This is a genomic window from Thalassotalea eurytherma (assembly GCF_030161415.1).
GTDB lineage: Bacteria > Pseudomonadota > Gammaproteobacteria > Enterobacterales > Alteromonadaceae > Thalassotalea_G > Thalassotalea_G eurytherma.
In genome coordinates, this window is record NZ_BSSU01000003.1 from 49,246 (window position 1) to 72,229 (window position 22,984).

General features: G+C 39.4%; 20 protein-coding genes and 1 riboswitch. Of the genes, 11 read left to right on the forward strand and 9 right to left on the reverse strand.

Translation table 11 applies throughout. From position 1 onward, the window contains the following. The first annotated feature begins 5 nt into the window (after nt 1–5). Complete coding sequence (gene speA / locus QQK02_RS02945; RefSeq protein WP_284206459.1) at nt 6–1,943, forward strand: biosynthetic arginine decarboxylase; 1,938 nt, start codon at nt 6–8, stop codon at nt 1,941–1,943. A 71-nt stretch (nt 1,944–2,014) separates the two neighbouring features. Here speA and QQK02_RS02950 read toward each other — a convergent pair whose 3' ends face one another. From QQK02_RS02950 to QQK02_RS02965, 4 genes are all read right to left on the reverse strand, one after another. After that, nucleotides 2,015–4,006 carry a flavohemoglobin expression-modulating QEGLA motif protein gene (locus QQK02_RS02950; RefSeq protein WP_284206460.1) on the reverse strand — a complete coding sequence of 664 codons (1,992 nt, stop codon included), beginning with the start codon at nt 4,004–4,006 and terminating at the stop codon, nt 2,015–2,017. Then, entirely contained in the window at nt 3,990–5,036 is a 1,047-nt protein-coding gene (gene gshB, locus QQK02_RS02955; RefSeq protein ID WP_284206461.1) for a glutathione synthase, read from the reverse strand. Before gshB ends, QQK02_RS02950 begins: the two co-directional genes overlap by 17 nt. Nucleotides 5,037–5,193: 157 nt before the next feature. After that, on the reverse strand, nt 5,194–5,535 hold the full coding sequence (gene maoP, locus QQK02_RS02960) for a DUF413 domain-containing protein (RefSeq protein WP_284206462.1): 342 nt from the start codon (nt 5,533–5,535) through the stop codon (nt 5,194–5,196). Then, nucleotides 5,532–5,807, reverse strand: a complete 276-nt coding sequence (locus tag QQK02_RS02965; RefSeq protein ID WP_284206463.1) for a hypothetical protein — start codon at nt 5,805–5,807, stop codon at nt 5,532–5,534. Before QQK02_RS02965 ends, maoP begins: the two co-directional genes overlap by 4 nt. Nucleotides 5,808–5,933: 126 nt before the next feature. On the opposite strand from QQK02_RS02965, the gene QQK02_RS02970 reads away from it, so the two are divergent. Beyond that, nucleotides 5,934–6,764: a LysR family transcriptional regulator gene (locus QQK02_RS02970; RefSeq protein ID WP_284206464.1), complete on the forward strand. Its 831-nt coding sequence runs from the start codon at nt 5,934–5,936 to the stop codon at nt 6,762–6,764. A 116-nt stretch (nt 6,765–6,880) separates the two neighbouring features. Here the strand turns inward: QQK02_RS02970 and QQK02_RS02975 are convergent, their stop codons facing one another. Beyond that, nucleotides 6,881–9,460 (reverse strand): glycoside hydrolase family 3 protein, encoded by a 2,580-nt coding sequence (locus QQK02_RS02975; protein WP_284206465.1) that lies wholly within the window; start codon nt 9,458–9,460, stop codon nt 6,881–6,883. 14 nt (nt 9,461–9,474) lie between these two features. Continuing rightward, a complete protein-coding gene (locus QQK02_RS02980; protein ID WP_284206466.1) occupies nt 9,475–10,734 on the reverse strand; it encodes a sugar MFS transporter in 1,260 nt (419 codons plus the stop codon). 240 nt (nt 10,735–10,974) lie between these two features. Between QQK02_RS02980 and QQK02_RS02985 the strand changes: the two genes are divergently transcribed. The 3 genes from QQK02_RS02985 to QQK02_RS02995 are packed head-to-tail and all read left to right on the forward strand — an operon-like array spanning nt 10,975 to nt 14,720. Beyond that, complete coding sequence (locus QQK02_RS02985) at nt 10,975–12,306, forward strand: GH1 family beta-glucosidase (RefSeq protein WP_284206467.1); 1,332 nt, start codon at nt 10,975–10,977, stop codon at nt 12,304–12,306. A 27-nt stretch (nt 12,307–12,333) separates the two neighbouring features. Beyond that, complete coding sequence (locus tag QQK02_RS02990) at nt 12,334–13,662, forward strand: glycoside-pentoside-hexuronide (GPH):cation symporter (protein ID WP_284206468.1); 1,329 nt, start codon at nt 12,334–12,336, stop codon at nt 13,660–13,662. A gap of 50 nt (nt 13,663–13,712) precedes the next feature. Continuing rightward, entirely contained in the window at nt 13,713–14,720 is a 1,008-nt protein-coding gene (locus tag QQK02_RS02995; RefSeq protein ID WP_284206469.1) for a LacI family DNA-binding transcriptional regulator, read from the forward strand. Between the two features lie 61 nt (nt 14,721–14,781). Here QQK02_RS02995 and QQK02_RS03000 read toward each other — a convergent pair whose 3' ends face one another. Next, nucleotides 14,782–15,126 (reverse strand): DUF3718 domain-containing protein, encoded by a 345-nt coding sequence (locus QQK02_RS03000; RefSeq protein WP_284206470.1) that lies wholly within the window; start codon nt 15,124–15,126, stop codon nt 14,782–14,784. Nucleotides 15,127–15,188: 62 nt separating this feature from the next. Next, a riboswitch (cyclic di-GMP riboswitch) is annotated at nt 15,189–15,272 on the reverse strand. 159 nt (nt 15,273–15,431) lie between these two features. Between QQK02_RS03000 and QQK02_RS03005 the strand changes: the two genes are divergently transcribed. Then, nucleotides 15,432–15,830: an RNA-binding S4 domain-containing protein gene (locus tag QQK02_RS03005; protein WP_284206471.1), complete on the forward strand. Its 399-nt coding sequence runs from the start codon at nt 15,432–15,434 to the stop codon at nt 15,828–15,830. A 3-nt stretch (nt 15,831–15,833) separates the two neighbouring features. Here the strand turns inward: QQK02_RS03005 and QQK02_RS03010 are convergent, their stop codons facing one another. Then, nucleotides 15,834–16,319, reverse strand: coding sequence for a GNAT family N-acetyltransferase (locus tag QQK02_RS03010; RefSeq protein ID WP_284206472.1), 486 nt, complete (start codon nt 16,317–16,319; stop codon nt 15,834–15,836). Nucleotides 16,320–16,387: 68 nt separating this feature from the next. Here QQK02_RS03010 and QQK02_RS03015 point away from each other — a divergent pair, with 68 nt between their 5' ends. From QQK02_RS03015 to QQK02_RS03025, 3 genes are all read left to right on the forward strand, one after another. After that, on the forward strand, nt 16,388–17,371 hold the full coding sequence (locus tag QQK02_RS03015; protein WP_284206473.1) for an ion channel: 984 nt from the start codon (nt 16,388–16,390) through the stop codon (nt 17,369–17,371). A gap of 53 nt (nt 17,372–17,424) precedes the next feature. Beyond that, on the forward strand, nt 17,425–18,453 hold the full coding sequence (locus tag QQK02_RS03020) for a Kelch repeat-containing protein (protein WP_284206474.1): 1,029 nt from the start codon (nt 17,425–17,427) through the stop codon (nt 18,451–18,453). Nucleotides 18,454–18,612: 159 nt separating this feature from the next. Then, the gene (locus QQK02_RS03025) at nt 18,613–20,325 is read left to right on the forward strand and encodes a proline--tRNA ligase (RefSeq protein WP_284206475.1); all 1,713 of its coding nucleotides are present in this window, start codon (nt 18,613–18,615) and stop codon (nt 20,323–20,325) included. A gap of 41 nt (nt 20,326–20,366) precedes the next feature. On the opposite strand, the gene QQK02_RS03030 is transcribed toward QQK02_RS03025, so the two are convergent. Continuing rightward, nucleotides 20,367–20,960, reverse strand: a complete 594-nt coding sequence (locus tag QQK02_RS03030) for a C40 family peptidase (protein WP_284206476.1) — start codon at nt 20,958–20,960, stop codon at nt 20,367–20,369. Nucleotides 20,961–21,122: 162 nt separating this feature from the next. Between QQK02_RS03030 and QQK02_RS03035 the strand changes: the two genes are divergently transcribed. Next, nucleotides 21,123–22,358 (forward strand): pyridoxal phosphate-dependent aminotransferase, encoded by a 1,236-nt coding sequence (locus tag QQK02_RS03035; protein WP_284206652.1) that lies wholly within the window; start codon nt 21,123–21,125, stop codon nt 22,356–22,358. Continuing rightward, complete coding sequence (gene yfbR / locus QQK02_RS03040) at nt 22,345–22,941, forward strand: 5'-deoxynucleotidase (RefSeq protein ID WP_284206477.1); 597 nt, start codon at nt 22,345–22,347, stop codon at nt 22,939–22,941. The genes QQK02_RS03035 and yfbR overlap by 14 nt, the downstream gene beginning before the upstream one ends. Nucleotides 22,942–22,984: the final 43 nt, after the last annotated feature.

Consider the following 22,984-nt stretch of genomic DNA (forward strand, 5'->3'; position numbering starts at 1 on the left):
TAAAGATGAACAAACAAAATACGAAAAATACCGAGTGGACAATTGAAAACGCTGAAAACACCTACCGTATTAAACGGTGGGGTAACGGTTATTTTGATATTGGCGAGTCAGGTGATTTAATGGTCATTCCTCGCTACAACGAACCAGAGCTTAAGATAAGCTTGAAAGAAGTGATTGATGAAATGCAATCAACGGGCATTGAGTTTCCAGCTGTTATTCGTTTTCACGATATTTTACGCTCACAGGTTGAACTAATTAACAAAACCTTTAGAAGTGTTATTGAAGAAACCCACTATGAAGGTAGTTATCTTGGTGTTTTCCCCGTAAAAGTAAACCAAATGCGAGAGGTTATTGAAGAAATTGTCGATGTTGGCAAACGTTTTAACTATGGGCTCGAAGCAGGCTCAAAGCCTGAATTAGCCGCCGCACTGGCATACAATACCAACAACGAAGCCTTAACTATTCTTAATGGCTACAAAGATGAAGACTACTTGCGGTTAGCTTTATTAGGCAGAAAAATAGGCCGCAAAGTCGTTGTAGTCATCGAAAAATTCAGTGAACTTAATATGCTCATTTCACTGTCCAAAGAGCTCAATGTTAAGCCAATTATCGGCTTACGAATAAAAATGATGGTTAAAGGACGAGGAAAGTGGGAAAGTTCCAGCGGTGAACGGGCAAAATTTGGCTTAAGCATTGCCGAAATCCTTAACGTCATTCAGTTATGTGAAAAAGAAGGCATGCTTGATTGTATTGAGCTCCTTCATTTCCATATTGGCAGCCAGTTAACAGATATTCGTGCGATCAAGGAAGCCGTTCAAGAAGCAGCAACCGTTTACACACAACTAGTAAAACGCGATGTTCCATTGCATTACATAGATGTTGGCGGTGGTTTAGCCATTGATTATGACGGCTCTCAGTCGACCAATGATTCATCGTGTAACTATGATTTAACCCAGTATGTTTCAGATATTGTTTCAGGCTTTAAGCAACATTGTGATCTAGAGTCTGTACCCCACCCCAATATTGTCAGTGAAAGTGGTCGTGCAATTACCGCCCACCATTCATGTGTCATTACTAAAGTGATTGGAGAAATTCACCCTAAAGGAATTGGCAGCACAGTGTTTGATACTAAAAAAGCCACCGGCGAACATATCACAGTCACCAATATGCGAGATATCGCACAAGTTCTAAGCACTGAGAACTACCAAGAAGCTTTCAACGATGTACAAGCACTAAAAGAACAAGCCATCCAGGCGTTCAAGCTAGGCGTATTATCCCTTGAAGAAGTCGCGAAAACTGAAACTTTATACTGGCAAACGTTAGAAGATATTGAGCAAATTATTTCTAACCACGACTTTATTCCAGAGGAGCTAAAGGAAATTCCAGAACTACTTTCGTCTCAATACCTCGCGAATTTTTCGGTGTTTCAATCTGCAGCCGACTCATGGGCGATAGAGCAAGTTCTTCCGGTAGTCCCCATTTCAAGGCTCAACGAAAAACCAACAAAATTATGTAGTCTTGTAGATATTACCTGCGATAGCGATGGTAAAATTGATAAGTTCATTGGTGAAGGGGCAGTTACTAATAGTGTGCCATTACACAAGCTAAATGCTGATGAAGATTACTTTATTGGTTTGTTTTTAACTGGCGCATATCAAGATGTAATGGGCGACATGCACAACCTATTTGGCCGCTTAAACGAAGTGCATATTTTCAGTTATGATGATGACCCAAAAGACTTTTATATTGAAGAGGTCGTCAAAGGTTCGTCAATGGAAAGCGTGCTATCAACCATGCAATACACTCCAGCTATTCTTGCTCAGTCTGTAAAAAAAGCGATTGATAAGAAAATTCAGCAAGGACAATTAAAACCACGCGAAGGCGTTAATCTCATTGATTTTTACGAAGACTGCTTAAGTGATTATACCTACCTAAAAGCCTAGTTTTAAAAAGCCAGCCCTATAAGAAAACCCAAGAGTTATCTAGGGTTTTCTTCATTTGAATGTTAAGGCTTTTATTTAATTGAGTCCACAATGAAATCAAGTACTTTATCGCCAGACGTTGTATAAGAAGTGTCGAATAAAGGTACTGGCTTTTCTACCATGCCACGCTCCACCATCTCAGAGACGACATCAAAGTCAAGCAAACCGGCTTTACCAACAAGCAAGTTGTCAATTGACTGCGCTTTAGCAACATTAAGCACATCTCTAAAACCTTTAAGGTAAAGATAGTCTTTAGTAAAACCACCACCACGATAAACACGCGTTGTAAGTATAAACGCAAACTCTTTTTCCAAAGAAAATTCATTCATCAGGGTGTGATATGTTTTTACGAAGTCTCCATGCTCTAGCATGTACTGAACAGCAATAACTCTTAATGCAATGGTTTTAAGTCGCTGTATCGTTAAGCTACCTGAGCAATACTCACTATAAAGTGCGATACCTTCTTGAGTATGCGTGTTACCCGTTAACCCTAAGCTAAATACTTTAAGCGAGTGCTTTTTAGCATTAATGGTGGTTAACATATGAATGCCAAGCTCATGATAAGCAAACGCATGTAGCTCTTTTTCAGTGAACTTCGCATCTTTATTAATGAGCAATAGTGCTTTCTCATTGTTGACCATGGCTTTGGCAACAATTTTGGCAGATTTTTCAATTTTACATTTTAGCCGCCACTCTTGTGCTTGAAATCTAAAATACTTAATAGCTTCGTCTGCATTTAGGTATACGTCAGGTTCAGAAAATTCCTCGTCATTTAAATGTAAAATAAATCGCGCATTAGCAATATCCGTATGATTTGGTTCGCCGTAGTATTTAAGCGAGTTATAAACAAAGTCATCGGTGCCAATAGAGGTTAGTAAATCAATCTTACTGGCTAAGTTATCGATAACATGGCGATATAGCTGTGCGATGCTAGCATCATAAATATCATCAACCGGTAACTTATATAGGCTCTCCCGAAATTTATACGGGTTTAAATTTAGCTGTTTGTAGTTGAAGTTAGGCGCTATGTAACTATTTCTTTTGAGAAAACGGTTCTTTTGAGCAGGTAAGTTAACCGGGTTAATAAAGTTAAGCGTTTCAACACTTTTACAGAGTGAATATAACTTCTTGTCTAATTCTATAACCTCTGGGCTAATACTAGATGATAGAATATCGGCTTTTTGGGTACGCGTTTTTTTAGTGTGACGGCGCACAAAAAATGCAGCAGTTTCACTAATGGCATTTTTAAAACCTGCTTTTAACTCTTCAAGTACAAGCGGGTAAACTTCTCCTGATGTTTCATCCATAAACACTTTTTTCACTTCTGTAGGCAGTACGATCGTATTGTCAAAGTGCGCATTAATATGAGATATCAAATACCCCCTACCATGAAAAACGTCATCTGTAGCGGCTCTTACATCAATATTGGGTAACTCAATTTTGTTCAGTTGGCGCTCAAACTGACTTACCACTTTACCCCAGCGCTCAACATCAATTTGACCAGAGCCAATATTGAAAGTCGGTGTATCTTTTTCGATGCGTTTGTAATTATATGAATGAATGTCAAAAACAATGGCATTGCCAAATTGTTTTTCAATAACAGTAACTATGGCTTCAAGTACATTGTAAAACGACTCATGCTTGGCATGACTGATCGTTCGCTGTTTTTGCGTGAGGGGCTTTTGCCATACTTGTTTGTCCCACGCTGTTTTAAAATAGGTAGAAAGCGTTTTTGCACGGTTTAAGTCATATTCGAAACGAGAGTCATTACCAATAAGTTGGATTGGGAATGAGGAGATGAGCTCATCAGTATAGGGGTCTTCTTCATAAAATCGCTCTTGCTTTGAAAGCAAGAACGATTTGTTTAACTCAGCTCGTAAGCGATGACCATTGTGGATAGCAGCACAAACTAACGGTGTATATTCGTCTATTTTGACAATAAAAGAACCATTATTAACTTCAGCATGAAAGCATTCACGCTTCTTTATGAACTGAATACACTCTTTCTCAGACAGCGTTAGCATCTTCGATAACCTTTCTAAACTCGGTTTTACGGTTCATGACAAACTCTTTGGCGTGAACAACACTTTCTACAAAATCAATCACTTGAGCTTGGAGCTTCACCCTGTTTAATTTATTAATACGTACAATACCGCCGGGACTTAATACATTTACTTCAATTAACTTTCCACCAATAACGTCAATGCCAGTAAAGTAAAGACCGTCACGCACAAGTTTTGGGCCTATATATTTACACAGTTTTTTCTCTTGAGCGGTTAACTTATGCTTTACTACTTTACCACCGGCATGCACGTTCGAGCGCACATCATTAGATGCAGGTACACGCTTCATAGCGCCAATAGGCTCGCCATTAAGCATTAATATGCGTACATCGCCTTCTTCCGCGCCATGCACGTAATCTTGCAAAATAACGTAATTACTCCCTTTACCATGCTCGTCGCCGCCGATGTAAAAATCGAGTAATGATCTAAAGCTTTGGCGAGCACTTTTTTCTAATACAATAACGCCTCTACCACCGTAACCATCAAGCGGCTTTAAAATCATTTTATCGCTGTCAGACTCTTCAAATATTCTTTCAAGGTAATCGCGGTTTTTGGAAACATGTGTTGCGGGAATAAACTCACTTTCGGTATCTTGAAACGATGCGGTATAAATTTTGTTATTCGCAATACGCAAGCCGTCTAGGTCGTTCATAATAAACGTATCGCCGCGTACCGAATCTAAAAAGTTTAAGGCTAAAGTATCAAGTGGTGGATTTGCTCTCATAATGACGGCATCAAAACCAGCTAAAGGTAATTGAGCGCGTTTAAAGTCAGCAGTTTTATAAAAGCTTGGAATATTATCGGAGTATTTTGTTTTTTTTGTAAAAACATCACAAAATGCACTCGCAACACTGTCACGAATGGTTAAGTTGTTTACTGTTGACAGCGCAACAGTATGGCCACGTTTAACACACTCATGTATTAAACGAAGAGTCGAATCTGTCTCAGGCTCAATGCGATCCCAAGGGTACATAATAAAACAAATTTTCATTGGCTAATTCCAAGCAAATGATACTTGAGTTAAGTATCTTAATTTTGGCGAAGCATACAGAAAACTTGCTGTTATGACTGCTAAATAATTATTGTCGTGACCTTAAAAAATATTTATCAAACAGGTCTTCCATGACCAGTAAAGTGACAGGTTTATTTTAAGAGAATGCAAGCTCATTTCCGCTAGCATCTCTTGTTTTGCCATTACTCATAGAAAAACCATGGTGAACTCGGCTTTTTTCAACTGCCGCCAGGTATTTTTTCCACAAGTTTACTGAGTATAAATGACTTTCATCTAGTTTTTGCATAGAAGCGACAAATTGAACTTCTTCTTCATTTTCAGGTAATAATTTACCATTGTGAAGTGCCTCAAATGTTTTGCCATAAAGCGCTAATTCATCAGATTCACGTTTGTTAAAATGGCCACTACGCGAAATACCGTGAGGAAACGTGCTGTCACCAAAAAACATTGTTTGCCCTTTTCTAATTTGAGTTTTCATATTTCACTCTCCGCATTATGAGAAATAAATGACGTAAGTCCAGCGCGCGTCTTGAAGGTTCTATAAGCCGATACCGATAAATCAACGTTTACACATTGAGTGATCATATTTTTGGTATTTGCATCATTTTGATAGCCATGTTGCTCAAGGCAATACTCGTGAACTGCTGTTACGCGCTCTATCGTTGGGCTAGAAAGTCTATCAACCTCTATTTGCGTAGCAAAAACACCGCTAGAAACCCAAATAGATAACACCAGCGCTTTTATTCTCATTTGTTTGTAACGATTAATTGTTTGGAACAATCTAAGAGAAAAGTAACGCGTTTAAAAACAAATAATATTTGTCGCAGCGATAATTTTTAATTACATTAGCGATACTAAAATAATCAGGAATTTGGCATGGATATTAGAGTTTTTAAAACTTTTATAGCAGTTGCTGAAAATAAACATTTCGGTAGAGCGGCTGAAACTCTATATATTACTCAGGCGGCGGTAAGCGCGCGAATAAAACAATTAGAAGAATTTTACTCAACACAATTAATTATTCGTGAAAAAAACAATCTAAGGCTAACACCGTCTGGTGAGTCGCTACTTTCACATGCGCATTTGCTCGTTAGCCAGATGGAACAGTCAAAGATTGCATTATCTATAGCCAGCCAACAAAAAATATCATTCAACATTGCTGCAACGCCAAATGTATGGGATGCATTTTTTAGCAATAGAATTCAAGATGCCATCGAACTGCTTGATAACGTATCATTAAGCACCGAAATCTCTGTTAGGGAAGCAATTCAACGAAAACTCGATGATAGAACCCTTGATGTTGGATTACTAATGGATCCAATTAAGGATGACGAATTTATCAATGAATTAGTTGGTCATTTTGACTTATCTCTTGTTGGCTCTCGTCCAACTTTTGACAAAGATGTTGAAGATTATATTCTTGTTGATTGGGGCATTACCTTTCAAAAGGAGCACGCCCTTCATCATAAAGTTATGCCAAACTTTAAAACCTCTGCTGCCATGATTGCGCTTGAAGTAGTTTTATCAAAAGGCGGGTTCGCTTACCTGCCTGCTGAATTAATAACACAAAGCCTAGAATCAAACACGTTATTTGAAATTGACGCGCCAGTACACATAAAAAGACCTATTTTTATGACCTATCGAAAAAATAATGTTAACGACGACTTAATTCGCCAGTTAAAAAATATGCTTTCCCTAATTCAATAAATTTAGACAACAAAAAGTTGCCTGACATAAGGTTAAAGTTAAGAACCAAGTCACTTATCATACATATAAAAAAAGGGTCCCTATTGGGACCCTTTTAGTATCAGGTAGTTAACCTATTACTGACACGTTAAGTTCGCTTCTTCTTTTGGCTGTGGTTCATATACCACACCACCGATCTGAATAACCGCCTGTCCACTTGTCGATAAAGAAAATGGCACGACGGCATCGCCAAAGCTCATCCCCTTCTCAGCAAAGCAGGCTAAATCAATCGAGATACTCGACCACCCATGATGTAATCGATGATTAATTTCATCAGTGATATCAAGTGAAGCGCCGCAGTTATCGTCTGGGCTTTCTGCTTTTTGACATGCTAAAGTAATCTCTACATTAGCCGTTGGTTTTTCCAAAACATTGACCATAAAGGTGAGTTTCGAATTTGCTTCTATAGCCGAGCGTAAGTCTTCTCTGAAGTTGCTTTTACTCACTAAACGAATACCTGCTTTTTCTTTGCCGGCAAACGTCAATTGAATAGAGTCTTCTTGAACTAAGCGATCAACAGTACGGTATGATAGACTGCCAATCGTGTGAGTATTTGCGTTAGGCTCCAATTGCTCATCACCCGAATACAACCACATTAACCAAGGTTTATGCATTTGACCATCAAAGAATACTTTCTTCTGCATTGCCGTTTCATCAACAACAAGTGTTGCATCTAAGTCATCAGCCAACACATTTTCATCGCCGTAGCGTAAGCCGAAACCATAAGGTAAAAGTGGCTGATAATCTTCATCACCTTTGTTCACAACCGCTTGATTTGCACTATTTGGCCATGAGAAAGATAACTTACCAACAAAATCATGAGTAATCTCACCGTTAGGCAAGGTGAATAAAACATCAGAAACACCGTTACCTTCTGAACCTGGTAACCAAGCCGCTACAAAAGCGTCTGAGGCATTTAATTCAGCATTTACCCACATTGGGCGACCACTGATAAATATAGAAACAACAGGGATACCTTGAGCTTTAAGTTTGTTTAGCAAGGCTAAATCTGACTTTTCACCACGTTGGTAATCTAAATTATCTCTATCACCATGGCCTTCTGCGTATGGATCTTCGCCAAAAACAACAATTGCTACATCTGGTTTTTCATTAAAATCACCGTCAACGTCTAGTGTCACCTTTCCGCCTGCAGCGCTAACTTTTTCTACGATACCGTCATAAATTGAGCTACCACCAGGAAAGTCGTTGTTGTTGTTACCTGTACCTTGCCACGTAACGGTCCAACCACCTGATTGTTTGCCAATATTATCTGCACCATTACCAGCAACTAATATGTTTTGGTTTGGTTTGATAGGTAGTACGTTACCTTTATTCTTTAGCAGCACCAAAGATTCACGTACCGCCTGACGTGCTACGTCACGATGAGCTTTAGCACCAATTAACTCAGTTTTACCTGAATATTGACGGTTAGCAGGGCTTGGCTTATCAAAAAGGCCAGCTCTGAATTTAACTCGCAAAATACGACGCACGGCATCATCAATTCTTGATTGACTGATCACGCCAGAATTTACTTGTGCAATTGTATTTTCATATAAAGGTTTCCATGCATCTGTTGGCACCATGTACATATCTAAGCCTGCATTAACTGCCTGTGGGCAACTTTCATTAGTACAGTCTTTAACTTGTCCATGACCATTCCAGTCACCTACAACAAAACCATCAAAACCCATTTTATCTTTTAAAACATCAGTTAACAGGTATTTGTTGCCGTGAATTTTGTCGCCGTGCCAGCTGTTAAAAGACGCCATAACCGACTGAGAACCAGCCGTTAAACCGCCAACATACCCTTGTGCATGCAGATCAAATAAGTCTTGTTCAGAAGCAATATTGTCACCTTGATCATCGCCCTTTTCAGTACCGCCATCCCCTAAGAAATGTTTAACTGTACTGATCACGCGTTTATCACTTAAAAAGTCGCCGTCGGCATGGCCTTGCAATCCTTTAACAATTGACGCTGAGTATTCACGAACAATTTCAGGATCTTCAGAATAACTTTCATATGTTCTGCCCCAACGGTCATCTCTAACAACCGCGACAGTAGGTGCAAACACCCAATCGATACCGGTTACCATGACTTCTGTTGCCGTAATTTCAGCAATTTTTTCAATCAAATCAGGGTTATTCATAGCCCCCAAACCAATATTATGTGGAAACAAAGTAGCGCCAATAACATTGTTGTGACCATGAACAGCATCTGTTCCCCACATGGTTGGAATTGCATTGCCATCTACAGACGCATCAATCGATGCTTGATACATGTCTTCGGCAAGGTTTATCCAATCTTGTGGTGTCGACTGCTTGTTGTTGCTTGGGAATGAACCACCGCCATTAAGATATGATCCAAAACCATATTTGCGCATATCTTCTACGGTAATATCACGTATTTCTGGCTGTATCATTTGAGCAACTTTTTGCTCTAATGTCATTGTAGCTAATAACGTTTCAACTTTAGCTTCAATGTCTGCATCTTGCTTTACTTCAAAATCAAGCGCTGGCCAAATATCGATATTGTGTTTCATTTCTTCCTGTTGAGCCTTTGGCTTTTCAACCATTTGCTCGTTTGATGACTCATTAGAGCATGCCGTTAGTGCCGACATAGCAACGAGTACCGCAATTGGTTTAATTGTTGTTTTCATTGACCTTTTAAATCCTATGAAGTAATTGATTTATTTTCTGGTTTTGAACCAACAAGCCCGTAATAAGCAATATAGGCGTAGCAGAAAACTGGTAAAATAAATGAGGCTTGAATACCGATACTATCGGCTAACATACCTTGGAATACTGGTAAAATAGCACCACCCACAATCGCTAAACATAAAATGCCTGAACCTTGAGATGTGTGACTGCCTAAACCTGTAATCGCTAAACTGAAAATAGTAGGGAACATAATAGAGTTACATAAACCGACGAGTAAAATAGCCCACATTGCTACTTGACCAGATGTCATCATCGTGACTAAAAGTAATGCCATTGCCGCTACCGCGTTAAAAGCGAGAACTTTACCAGCCGCTATTCTTTGCATCACGCCTGCACCAATAAATCGGCCAACCATTGCACCACCCCAGTAATAGGCAATGTATTTAGCAGCTTGCGATTCTTCTAGGCCAGCGATGTCTGCTTCACCAAGGAAGTTAACTAAGAAGCTACCAATAGAAACTTCAGCACCTACATAAACAAAAATACCTAAAGCACCTAAAACAAGGTGTTTATATTGCCATGCACTGCCATGTGTAACTTGCTCTTCTTCTGCATTAACTTCACGCATATCAGGTAATTTTAACCATGCAAATATCGCAGCTAAAATAAGCAGCAATGCGGCAAGCATTAAGTAAGGCGTTTGAACAGATTCAGCAGAGTTCGCGATTTCATGACCTGCTTGCTCTAAAATTAAATAAGCACCAAAAAATGGAGCAACCGTAGTACCTAACGAGTTAAACGCTTGTGTTAACGTTAAGCGAGAAGAGGCAGTTTCTGGTTTACCTAAATTACTAACATAAGGGTTTGCTGATACTTGTAATAATGTAATACCACTGGCTAAAACAAAAAGCGCCATTAAAAAGACAGGATAACTTTGCATACTTGCTGCAGGATAGAAACAAAGACAACCAATGGCTGCGATGACTAAGCCAACAACAATACCTTTTTGGTAGCCTAGCGACTTAACTAATTTGCCGGCAGGTAAAGAAACAAGGAAGTAAGCACCAAAAAAGCAAAATTGAATCAACATTGCTTGGGTGTAAGTTAAATCAAACACCGCTTTTAAGTGCGGAATAAGAATATCATTTAAGCAGGTAATAAACCCCCACATAAAGAACAATGATGTTAGAGACGTTAGTGCAAATCGATAATTTGATTGCTCTAAAGAGCCGCCACCCGTTGAATTCGTTGAATTTGGTGTAAAACCCGACATAGTTAACCCTATTATTTTAATTGTTAATAACTGGTAAACAGTGCACTCCTTACCAGTAAAAGCTTCGAGTATGAAATATATTGACCTTTTGAAATTTTCACACTACCCTACAAAAATGTAAGCGCTTTCACACGTAATTAAATACCACTTGGTATTTTTTTTCAAATGTTTTTGTAAGCGCTTTCAAAAATAATAACGAATAACAAATAGTAGATATTTATTAAGAGAAAGGGTTAATCAATGGCTAATTACACCTTGCCACTAGGTTCTAAAATGTTGTCAAAGCAATTTACCTATGGCGTGGCTACTGCTTCATTTCAAATCGAAGGCGGTGTCGAGCACCGTTTACCTTGTATCTGGGACACGTTTTGTGCCACAGAAGGCAAAATTGCCGACCAATCAAATGGTGATGTTGCTTGTGATCACTTTCATAAATGGTCAGAGGATATCGATTTAATAGACAGCCTAGGTGTTGATGCTTATCGCTTATCGCTATCATGGCCAAGATTAATCAAAGAAGATGGCAGTTTGAATGAAGATGGCGCTACGTTTTACATCAACATATTAGATAAGTTAATTGCTAAAGGGATTAAGCCTTTCGTCACACTATACCACTGGGACTTGCCTCAACATATAGAAGACAACGGTGGATGGTTAAATAGAGATACCGCCTACAAATTTGCTGAGTATACCGACATAGTAACAAAAGCATTTGGCGATCGTGTCCATTCATATGCAACGTTAAACGAACCTTTTTGTAGCTCATACCTCGGCTATGAAGTAGGTATTCACGCCCCAGGCAAGGTTGGCAAAGAATATGGTCGTAAATCAGCTCATCACTTATTATTGGCTCACGGCCTTGCGATGCAAGTACTGAAAAAAAATGTACCTTCAGCAAAAAATGGGATCGTACTAAATTTCACACCGTGTTACAGCGCAACAGATGATGCGGCTGACATTGCTGCAACACAATTTGCTGATGACTACTTCAATCAATGGTATATCAAGCCAATTTTTGATAAAGAATATCCAGCAATCATCAACCACTTACCAAAAGAACATCAGCCAGATATTCATGACGGTGATATGGAGATTATTGCCCAAACAGTCGATTTTCTTGGTGTAAACTTTTACACCCGTGCTATTTATAAAGCAGACGAACAAGAAGTTTTTGAACAGCTAGAACCACCGGAACCTCGCACAGATATTGGTTGGGAAATCTACCCACAAGCCTTTACTAACTTATTAACAGACTTACATAGCAAATATAGCTTGCCACCCGTTTACATTACAGAAAATGGTGCAGCTATGGCAGATCAATTAGAAAATGCTCAAGTCAACGATCTTGATCGTGTTGATTATTACCAGGCACATTTAAATGCTGTCAACGATGCGATTGAAGCTGGCGTTAATATCCAAGGTTATTTTGCCTGGAGTTTAATGGACAACTTTGAATGGGCCGAAGGTTATCTAAAACGCTTTGGTATCGTATACGTTGATTATGTCAGCCAAACTCGTACTATAAAACAGAGTGGTTTGCTGTACAGGGACCTGATAAATTCAAGAACTTAATCCGTCATTACAATAAGAATTAAAAATATGATCAGTGTAAAAGAAAAAATTGCATACGGCCTCGGCGATACAGCAAGTAATATCATTTTCCAAACCGTTATGACCTTTCTGATGCTTTACTACACTGATGTAGTTGGCTTGGATGCGGCGGTTGTCGGTACAATGTTTTTAGCAGTTCGCATTTTTGATGCGGTAACCGATCCATTAATGGGCTCTCTTGCAGATAAAACGCAAACACGATGGGGTCATTTCCGCCCTTACCTACTTTGGTTAGCGCTGCCTTTTGCCATTATTAGTATTCTTGCTTTTACTACACCTGATCTTGAAGGTACAAGTAAAATCGTCTATTGCTTTACTACCTATACACTTTTAATGATTGCCTACACTGCGATAAACATTCCTTATTGTGCACTGGGTGGCGTAATCACTGCCGATGCAAAAGAGCGTGTTACCGTACAATCTTACCGGTTCGTTTTTGGTATGTTAGGTGGCTTAATTGTAGCCGGCTGTACCATGCCACTCGTTGAGTATTTTGGCCAAGGTGATGACGCAAAAGGTTATCAACTTGCAATGACAGCAATGAGCATTTTAGGCTTTATTTTATTTTTGCTTTGTTTTGCCGGTACCAAAGAGCGTATTGAACAACCCAAAGAACAGTTGGTACCATTTTTCGACAGTTTAAAACACCTTTGGAAAAACGATCAGTTTCGAATTCTTTGTCTTGTTGCTTTGTTTCTGCTGTCAGGTCAGGTATTAAAATTCACCTTAGCAGTATATTACGTAAAGTATTATCTTGGCGATGAAGAGCTAATGACCCCCTTTATTACGTTAGGCGTTTTTGCCTCAATGATAGGTTGTGCGGTTGCCCAACCACTGGCTGAGCGTGTTTGTAAAATAAAAGCTTATATTTCTTTACAAGTGATAGCAGCGACGATTTGTGCACTTGCTTACTTCATTGAACCCGATCAAATCTATTTAGCATTCGCCGCATTCATTTTATGGAAGTTCTTCTTAGATATGGCAACTCCACTATTATGGGCAAAAATGGCCGATACAATCGACTATGGTCATGATAAAACGGGTGTAAGAATTACAGGTTTAGTTTACTCGGGTGTTATTTTCTTTATCAAAATGGGTGTTGCCTTAGGTGGCGCATTTGCAGGTTGGTTGATGGCATTTTACGACTACCAACCAAATGTTGTCCAAACAGAAGCAACTAAACAAGGCATACTACTTAGCTTTACACTACTGCCAGCAATCGGTTCATTCTTAGCGGCAGCAGTTATGGCTAAATACACCCTTAATAATGAAAAGCTTGATGCAATTCAAAATAAGCTTAAATTAAGCGCTAGTTAACAACATGTAAATTAGTTATGATTTCACCGTTTTAATATTCTGAAAAATATATGGCAACGATTTACGAAGTTTCAAAACTAGCAGGCGTATCGCTAGCAACCGTTTCGCGAGTAATGAACAATAATGCTCGCGTCAGTGACAACACCAAGAAAAAAGTACTCGCCGCAATGCAGACATTAGGTTACCGACCTAATGCTATTGCGCAATCGCTCGCCTCTAATTGCTCGAATAGCGTTGGCATTCTTGTTTCAGAGTTAAGTGGTGCGTTTTACGGACAAATGATGTCAGGTATTGAAACGGAGCTTAGAGCTGCTGGCAAACACGTTATTATTACGACAGGTCACTCTGAAGAAGAAAAAGAGAAAGACGGCTTAGAGTTTTTAATTGGTCGAAATTGTGACGCTATCATTGCCCACGTTGAAGCGGTATCTGATGAGTACATAGTTGAACTAAGTAAAGGTAAAACGCCTATTTACTTGATGAGCCGACATGTTGAGGCACTAAGCGAGAAGTGTATTAGTTTAGATAATGAACACGGTGGCTACCTTGCAACTAAGTCATTAATTGAACATGGTCATAGTAAAATTGCTTATATCGCCGGTCCACAATTTAAGGCGGATGCAAGTAATCGTTTGCAAGGTCATAAACGTGCATTAAGTGAACACAATATAGCATTTGATGAAACCCTATTTTTTATTGGCGACTTTAAAGAAACAGGTGGTAGTGAAGGCTTACACCATCTATTGAAGCAAGGTTATGATTTTACTGCGCTTGTTTGTGCCAATGATGAAATGGCATCTGGCGCAATGAAGTATGCTAGAGAGCACAACGTAAAATTGCCAAGTCAATTATCAATTATTGGTTTCGATAACGTTATTTTTGCTAACTACTTATACCCAACTCTTACTACGGTAGACAACCCTGTCAATGAAATGGGACGAATGGCTGCCAAAATGGTGCTAAAAGAAATTTACCATCAGAAAAATATTGAGATTAATCGAATTTTTGAACCAACCGTTATCCTGCGTAATTCAATAAAGTCAATTAAGACGACATAGAGTGTTAAAATTTAGGCAAAAAAATAGCGAGCTATATGCTCGCTATTTTTTTGACTTTTTATTAACCGTTAACGCGTTTTTGCGCAGCGGCAGTTAAGTCAGATTGCGTTATACCCGCTATGTTAGCCGCAACAGTTTTCTTTGGTAATTTAGCGATAATTAAAGAACCTGTTTTTACCGCGTTTTGACTGCTAGCAAATGCTAAAAGGTTTGAACCGTTACACTCTAAACCATCAAAAATGTTACGAATTTTTAATTTATTAGTTTTAAGGAATGAACGTAAACGTGACTTGTCGTCTGCAGCGATGTATTCACATACAGATTGACCAAGATCTGAAGCCTGAACAGGCGCAGTTGTGAAAGTCGTTGATAACGCGATAGTAAGTACAGCAAGCAATTTTTTCATAATAAATATTCTCAAATAAAAAATACAAAACATTATGAAACGGTAGCAAAAACAATGCTTATTCAGGCAACCCCGCTGTCTTAGATGGTACCCTTAGACCGGTAGCTTTGCGTGGAACTTTTTCAAGAACCTTGCCGTTTCTGATGGCGCGCATTATACACATTAACAATTGTAACTCAAGGTAAAAATGTGTAAATAATGTTCACTTTTTTATTTGTTAACGATTTGCTATCAAAGCGATAGCTTACAGATGATATTTCAACATGTTATGATAGCACTATTAACAACCCTCTTATCAAATAAACATGTCTGGAAATCACTACGAAGTTGAACTCGAACAACAGCCAATCGAGCTCTATAAATTATTAAAGATTGCCGACCTAGTCTCGGGTGGTGGTGAAGCTAAAGTACTGATCAGTGAAGGTTATGTTTTTTTAAATGATGAAGTTGAAACGCAAAAGCGTAAAAAAATTTATCACGGCGATATCGTTGCGTTTAATGGTGATATTATCGAATTAATTTGTCATCAGCCGCCACAAGAAACAACAAAACAACCTAAGCCTAGAACGAGTAAAGCTAAACCCTCAGCGAGTAAACCACAGACAGGTAAAAAGCAAAATAAAAGTAAAAAATCACCACAAAGCACCGATAAGCCTGCTGAGCCGCAACCAAATCAAGGACGTCGTCGCTCAATAAAGTTTTAACGCTTATTTCAAGGATTTTTGCCAAAACACTGCTTGGCCCATTCCAGGATCAAGCTCATAACCGGCAAACCCAAGCTTTTGGTAGGCGTTTTTCGCAATATGATTCCCTTCTAGTACCTCAAGGGTTAGTTTGCAACAGTCATGGTCACGGGCAATACTCTCTACTTCGGCCAACATGAGTTGGCTAATACCTTGTCCACGAAATAACGGCAACACAACAACATCATGAATATTCACTAAAGGCTTTGCACTAAAGGTGGAAAATCCTTTTACACAATTGACAAGGCCGGCGGGGGTTTCATCAACATAACAAATCAAAGAAAAAACTTGTGGCTGGTTTTGTAAGTTAGTTATCAAGTTTTGCTGAACGTACTCAGACAGCGGTTCACCGCCCCCCATCGAATCTTTCGCATATGCGTTGAGCAACATCATCAAATCTGCTGCTTGTGTAGGGTTATGATAATCAACTAACGTTATTTGTGTTTTCATCGGCCTAGCTTTTTAATTAGTTTTATATAGAAACATGAATAATTTTAGAACCTTACTATACTGTTTGTATGAGTGAAGATCAGTATAAATGTCAGTATATCGATCCTGAAAACCATCTGTGCCCCAATGAAGCAACAGATGATGGCCTTTGCTTTTGGCATAGCCTGAACGTTGATAAGTCAGGTTCGAATATTAAAGATAAATTAGAGCACTATGCCCAACATGGTGGCTTTCTGCGTGGTTTAAAGCTCCAACATTGCGAACTTAATGATATAGACCTCGTAAATCACGGTCATAAAACTGGCTATGACCTTTCTTATTGCGACTTCTATCGCGCGAGCCTTCGAGATGCCCATTTATTTAATGCAAATCTCAATAATGCAAGTTTAATGAAAACCGATTTACGCGATGCTAACCTAAATTGCACTTCCTTGCTTAATGCAAACTTACTCGGTATCAAATTATCAGGCTGTAAAATTGAAAACATCGACTTTGGTAAAAATATATTCCAAGAAGAGCTTGCTAAATTAGCAACGGAAAAAAAGCATCACTCAAGTGCACATGATTATTATGTACAGTCAGAAGAAATCTATCGTGATTTACGAAAACACTCCGAATCCGAGGGGCTATTTAATTACGCAGGTACCTTTATCAAAAAAGAATTAACCATGCGCAGAATGCAACAGCCTAATTATTCTGCAAAGCGCATAGTATCGAAAGGTATAGACTTATTTTGTGGCTATGGTGAAGAGCCGATGCGTATTGTCGGTTTCTCGATTTTACTTATTTTAATTTGCGCTATTTTATACAGTGTAACGGGCCTAAATTATCATGGCAATTTCTATATTTTCGACATAAACGCTAGCTTTAAAGACAACATCAACTGGTTTTTTAGTTGCCTATATTATTCAGTTGTGACCTTTACTACCTTAGGTTATGGTGATTTCACGCCCATAGGCGTTTCCAGAGCAATAGCAGCCTTTGAAGCCTTTACTGGCAGCTTTACAATTGCCTTGTTCGTTGTCGTTTTTGTTAAAAAAATGACACGTTAATCAAACTTAGTTAAGCTCTTAGCTTCAGATAAACTGCTCTATAACAGCCCTTTATGATTAATACGACTATCAAAGCAATCGTCTTTGGCTTAGCTTTTACTTGTTCTACGACCTTTTCCTACGCCCAAATAGCAAGCTTACCAGAGCCGGTAACAAACAATGCCGTCGCTCATGTCACTGCACATGATGAGCAATATATCATTTCATTTTCAGGCTTAGGTAAAGAGAAAGATTACCAAGCTGTTCACAATAAAGTGTTCGTTTATCGGGCGTCTTCTAATACATGGCAACATGCGCCTGGCGTACCAATAGAAAAGCCGCCTAACGGTTTAACCGGCAGACTTGCAAGTGTTGCTGCATCAATTGGCAACTATGCTTACGTTTTTGGCGGCTATACCGTGGCTAAAGATCATAGTGAAGTATCGGTGCCCGACGTTTATCGCTTTGATCCTAGCAATCATCAATATACCAAACTTGCTCCTATGCCAGTGCCTGTAGATGACAGTATTGCTCTAACCTATCAAAACCGATATATCTTTTTAATTTCAGGCTGGCACAATGATGGTAACGTCAATTTAGTACAAATTTATGACACCAAAACCAATCAATGGCAACAAGGCTCGCCGTTTCCTGGCAAGCCCGTTTTTGGTCAAGCCGGTGGCATGGTCGACAACACCTTAGTTGTTTGTGATGGCGTTAAAGTTGATTATTACCCTGTTAAACGTCGTGGCTTTTCAGCAGAGCCAGCCTGTTATAAGGGAGAAATCAACGAAAAAGACTTAACCAAAATCCATTGGACTACACTTAAACACCCTACCGGCTCGGCACGTTATCGCATGGCGGCGATGGGTGATCATTCGTCTAATAGCATTATCTTTATTGGCGGCAGTGGCAATCCCTATAATTATAATGGAATTGGCTACGATAAGGCGCCTTCTTCGCCAAGTCCCGTGTTATGGCAATACAAGCTATCCAATAACAAATGGCATATGATAACAACAGCTAAAGCGACAATGGATCATCGTGGCTTGATCAAGTTTAAGGGTCGCTACATAACCGTTGGTGGCATGGGCGAAAACTAGCACGTGTTGAATACGGTCAATTACTACTAACCAACAACTTCCTCATCAATAAACCATAAATTATTGAGGCAAACTGCATTTAGCTCTTTTGCCTCGATAAACGCCCTGTTAGAATAAGCCACTTTATTTTTGAATCTTCCGAAATGGACATTATTTTCAATGCGTACTAGTCAATACCTACTTTCTACGTTAAAAGAAACGCCAGCGCATGCTGAAGTCGTTAGTCATCAATTAATGTTAAGAGCTGGCCTTATTCGCCACTTAGCATCTGGTCTTTACACGTGGCTACCCACTGGTTTAAAAGTACTGAAAAAAGTTGAAAACATTGTTCGTGAAGAAATGGAACGAGCCGGCTCAATCGAAGTATTAATGCCAATGGTTCAACCATCTGATTTATGGGAGGAATCAGGCAGATGGGACGACTATGGCCCAGAGTTACTTCGGTTAAACGATCGTCATCAGCGCCCTTTCGTTTTAGGTCCAACACATGAAGAAGTTATTACTAAATTAGTAAGTAATGAAGTGAGCAGTTACAAGCAGCTTCCAATGAATCTCTTTCAAATTCAAACAAAGTTCCGTGATGAAATTCGCCCACGTTTCGGTGTAATGCGTGGCCGTGAGTTCCTAATGAAAGATGCCTATTCATTCCACTCAACTGACGAATGTTTAAAGCAAACGTATCAAGTGATGTTCGATGCATACTGTCGCATTTTTGAGAGACTTGGTTTAGATTTCCGTCCAGTTATAGCCGACAACGGCTCAATTGGTGGTGAAGGCTCTCATGAGTTTCATGTGCTTGCCGACTCAGGTGAAGATGATATCGCCTTTAGTGATGCAAGTGATTACGCAGCCAACATTGAAAAAGCTGAAGCATTAGCGCCAAGCGGCGAACGTGCAACACCAACTCAAGAACTAAATAAAGTAGCTACACCTGATGCTAAAACCATTGAAAGCGTTGCTAACTTCTTAAAAATTGAAGCAAATACAACAGTTAAAACTTTGCTTGTTTTAGGTGAAGCGAAAGACGATGAAGCTGCACCAATTATTGCGTTGGTGGTTCGCGGTGATCATGAACTTAACGAATTAAAAGCTGAAAAGCTTGAAGGCATCGCTTCACCACTAACATTTGCTACTGATGAGCAACTTGTTGCGGCAACAGGTGCAAACGCGGGGTCTATTGGTCCAGTAAATCTAAACATTCGCGTTATTGCTGATCGCAGTGCTGCTCATCTAGCTGACTTTGTTTGTGGTGCAAATGAAGATGGTTTTCATTTTATCGGTGCAAACTGGGAGCGTGACGTTACAACTTATGAAGTAGCAGATTTACGCAACGTGGTAGCAGGTGATCCTAGCCCTTGTGGTCAAGGTAACATTGTTATCAAACGTGGTATCGAGGTTGGTCACATCTTCCAACTAGGTCAAAAATATGCACAAGCGATGAACTGTGGTGTATTGACTGAATCAGGTAAAAACCAAACATTAACAATGGGTTGTTATGGTATTGGTGTTTCTCGTATTGTTGCTGCTGCGATTGAACAGAATCACGATAAGTATGGTATTAAGTGGCCTGAAGCTATCGCACCATACCAAGTGGCTATCGTACCAATGAACATGCATAAATCTGCTCGCGTTCAAGAAACGGCTCAAAACCTTTATGCGCAGCTTCAACAAGCGGGTATCGAAGTAATTTTTGACGATAGAAAAGAGCGCCCTGGTGTGATGTTTGCTGATCACGAATTAATGGGTACGCCTAAACTTCTCGTTGTTGGTGAACGTAACCTAGACAATCAACAGATTGAATTAAAAGATCGTATCACTGGTGAGAAATCACTAATTGCAATCGACAGTGTTATGGCGCTTTTTAATAAATAGGCTGTAAAATGTTGATAAAGGGAGCATATAGCTCCCTTTTTTTATGAGGTTTTGGCAAGGTCCCAGTAAATTACCCTATCGTAATACTGCGCAATCTTTTCATTAAGACGACTAAAACTCGTAACCGGACTTTTAAACTTATCAAAACAATGCCAAACAAACTGATGACAGTTATTTTCTATCATATGATAGTCTTGGTATTGATAAACCTGTGACAATGCCCGCTCGCCTATTTCAGGCAGAGCAAGCGGTGTTGCGTTAGAATCACAGGCAACGAAAATATTATCTCCACTACGATTACCGATAAAGCGCTCGGCTGATACGGGCTTAATTAAGCCATTGCCATCAAGTTCAATAATGGTATTTTCTCCTACCCAAATGCCGGTATGTTCAAATACGCCACCTATTCCACAACAGACAATAGCACCAAAAGTCGGCTCTACAATCACTTCACTGTGGAATAGATCGGTTGGATAAATTGCAACAGCTCGATCGTTGTTACGTTGAGACGAATACCGATCAACGCCGTCTTTCAATCGACGGGATTGATATTTTGCTTTTCTTTCATCAGCTGCAGACTTAATTGCTAATGCGGAAACAGCCGCAGCGCCTAACCAAAGTAACGGTAATGGCATAGTTCGTCCTTCTAAATACTTAAACAGTGCAAAAAAAACAGGATTAATAACTACATTAGGTGTTTTACATCAAAATGCTATTAAAAAAGTGCAAGTAACTATTTCAAAATCATTATTTTTTCGTAACAATGCTGGTACACCTTAATGTTGCTGAATATCACCATGAAAAATATTGAAAAATCTTCAAAGCTCGATAATGTTTGCTACGACATTCGAGGACAAATTGCCCAAGAAGCAAAACGACTTGAAGAAGAAGGTCATAAAATCCTCAAACTCAATATTGGTAACCCCGCCCCATTTGGTTTTGAAGCACCTGACGATATTTTAAAAGATGTTATTCGCCAGCTACCTACCGCTCAAGGTTATAGCGATTCTCAAGGCATTTATTCAGCGCGCGTCGCCGTTATGCAATACTTTCAACAGCAAGGTATTTTAAATGTTGAAGTCGACGATATATTCATTGGTAATGGCGTAAGCGAGCTCATTGTTATGGCGATGCAAGGCTTACTAAATAACAATGATGAAGTACTCATTCCTGCGCCAGATTATCCGTTATGGACAGCAGCGGTGTCGCTATCGGGCGGCACACCGGTACATTATCGATGTGAAGAAGAAAATCAGTGGTTCCCAAATATCGACGATATTAAAGCGAAAATCACCGACAAAACCAAAGCGATTGTTTTAATCAACCCAAACAACCCTACGGGGGCGGTATATTCAGAAGCTGTGCTTAAAGAAATTATTGCACTTGCACGAGAGCACCAACTCATTGTTTTTAGTGATGAGATTTATGACAAAATCTTATATGACGGTGCAACTCACATACCTACAGCGCGACTAGCTGACGATGTACTGATAATCACCATGGGTGGTTTATCCAAAAATTACCGAATTGCTGGATTTAGAGCTGGCTGGATGGTGATTAGCGGCCCTAAGCATCACGCTCATGGTTATATTGAAGGTTTGAATATGCTTGCCTCAATGCGTTTATGTGCCAACGTCCCTTCTCAACATGCCATTCAAACAGCTCTTGGTGGCTACCAAAGTATTAACGAGCTTATCAATGAAGGTGGGCGACTTAAGAAACAGCGCGATATAGCGTTTAAAGGGATTAATGCGATAAATGGCTTATCGTGCAATCAGGCAATGGGGGCGCTCTATTTATTTGTTAGAGTTGATAAAGATAAATTCAACATTACCAATGATGAGCAAATGGTCTTAGATATCCTTAAACAAGAGAAAATTCTCTTGGTTCATGGTCGCGGCTTTAATATCAAAGAAGCAAACTATTTTAGGCTAGTTTTTCTGCCACATGAAGATGAACTGATACCAGCTATAGAACGCCTAGGTCACTTTTTCAGTACCTACAATCAAGGTGATATTAATGAAACAAAGTAACTTTATTGCATGGATTTACCGCATGCCCCTCATTAAACGTTGGGCGTTGATGCACTGCATAAAACCAGAAAATGTTGCTGAACATTCGCACCTCGTCGCTGTGATTGCACACTTATTGGCAGTCATTCGTAACACCAAGTTTAACGGTACCTTAAACGCTGATCGAGCATCTACACTGGCGCTATTTCACGAATGCAGTGAAGCACGCCACCAAGATATTAATCATAATACGAAATATCATAACCCTGGGATAACTCGAGAATTTAAACGCTTAGAAAAACTTGCCGAACAAGAGTGTATCGACTCTTTACCTGACGACTTTCGAGACATTTACAATGAATTAATTATTCAGGACAATGTTGATAGCCAATACAAGCAACTAATTAAAGCCGCAGATTTACTGTCTGCTTACCTCAAAACATTAGATGAACTGCATTTTGGTAACCAAGAGTTTGCCCATGTGAAAGTTAACTTAGATCACAAACTCGATAAAATTAAGCAAGAATTACCTGAGGTACAATATTTTCTCGATATCTTCGCAAAAAGCTGTACCGCAACTGTCGACCAGTTATCCGGCATGTAAGCAATAAACATAAGTTCAGCTGTCTAGGCTGAACTTATCCAGG

Coding starts and splice junctions, on each gene's coding strand:
- speA (WP_284206459.1), top strand. CDS start 6: ATGAACAAACAAAATACGAAAAATACCGAGTGGACAATTGAAAACGCT.
- QQK02_RS02950 (WP_284206460.1), bottom strand. CDS start 4,006: ATGCTAACGCTGTCTGAGAAAGAGTGTATTCAGTTCATAAAGAAGCGT.
- gshB (WP_284206461.1), bottom strand. CDS start 5,036: ATGAAAATTTGTTTTATTATGTACCCTTGGGATCGCATTGAGCCTGAG.
- maoP (WP_284206462.1), bottom strand. CDS start 5,535: ATGAAAACTCAAATTAGAAAAGGGCAAACAATGTTTTTTGGTGACAGC.
- QQK02_RS02965 (WP_284206463.1), bottom strand. CDS start 5,807: ATGAGAATAAAAGCGCTGGTGTTATCTATTTGGGTTTCTAGCGGTGTT.
- QQK02_RS02970 (WP_284206464.1), top strand. CDS start 5,934: ATGGATATTAGAGTTTTTAAAACTTTTATAGCAGTTGCTGAAAATAAA.
- QQK02_RS02975 (WP_284206465.1), bottom strand. CDS start 9,460: ATGAAAACAACAATTAAACCAATTGCGGTACTCGTTGCTATGTCGGCA.
- QQK02_RS02980 (WP_284206466.1), bottom strand. CDS start 10,734: ATGTCGGGTTTTACACCAAATTCAACGAATTCAACGGGTGGCGGCTCT.
- QQK02_RS02985 (WP_284206467.1), top strand. CDS start 10,975: ATGGCTAATTACACCTTGCCACTAGGTTCTAAAATGTTGTCAAAGCAA.
- QQK02_RS02990 (WP_284206468.1), top strand. CDS start 12,334: ATGATCAGTGTAAAAGAAAAAATTGCATACGGCCTCGGCGATACAGCA.
- QQK02_RS02995 (WP_284206469.1), top strand. CDS start 13,713: ATGGCAACGATTTACGAAGTTTCAAAACTAGCAGGCGTATCGCTAGCA.
- QQK02_RS03000 (WP_284206470.1), bottom strand. CDS start 15,126: ATGAAAAAATTGCTTGCTGTACTTACTATCGCGTTATCAACGACTTTC.
- QQK02_RS03005 (WP_284206471.1), top strand. CDS start 15,432: ATGTCTGGAAATCACTACGAAGTTGAACTCGAACAACAGCCAATCGAG.
- QQK02_RS03010 (WP_284206472.1), bottom strand. CDS start 16,319: ATGAAAACACAAATAACGTTAGTTGATTATCATAACCCTACACAAGCA.
- QQK02_RS03015 (WP_284206473.1), top strand. CDS start 16,388: ATGAGTGAAGATCAGTATAAATGTCAGTATATCGATCCTGAAAACCAT.
- QQK02_RS03020 (WP_284206474.1), top strand. CDS start 17,425: ATGATTAATACGACTATCAAAGCAATCGTCTTTGGCTTAGCTTTTACT.
- QQK02_RS03025 (WP_284206475.1), top strand. CDS start 18,613: ATGCGTACTAGTCAATACCTACTTTCTACGTTAAAAGAAACGCCAGCG.
- QQK02_RS03030 (WP_284206476.1), bottom strand. CDS start 20,960: ATGCCATTACCGTTACTTTGGTTAGGCGCTGCGGCTGTTTCCGCATTA.
- QQK02_RS03035 (WP_284206652.1), top strand. CDS start 21,123: ATGAAAAATATTGAAAAATCTTCAAAGCTCGATAATGTTTGCTACGAC.
- yfbR (WP_284206477.1), top strand. CDS start 22,345: ATGAAACAAAGTAACTTTATTGCATGGATTTACCGCATGCCCCTCATT.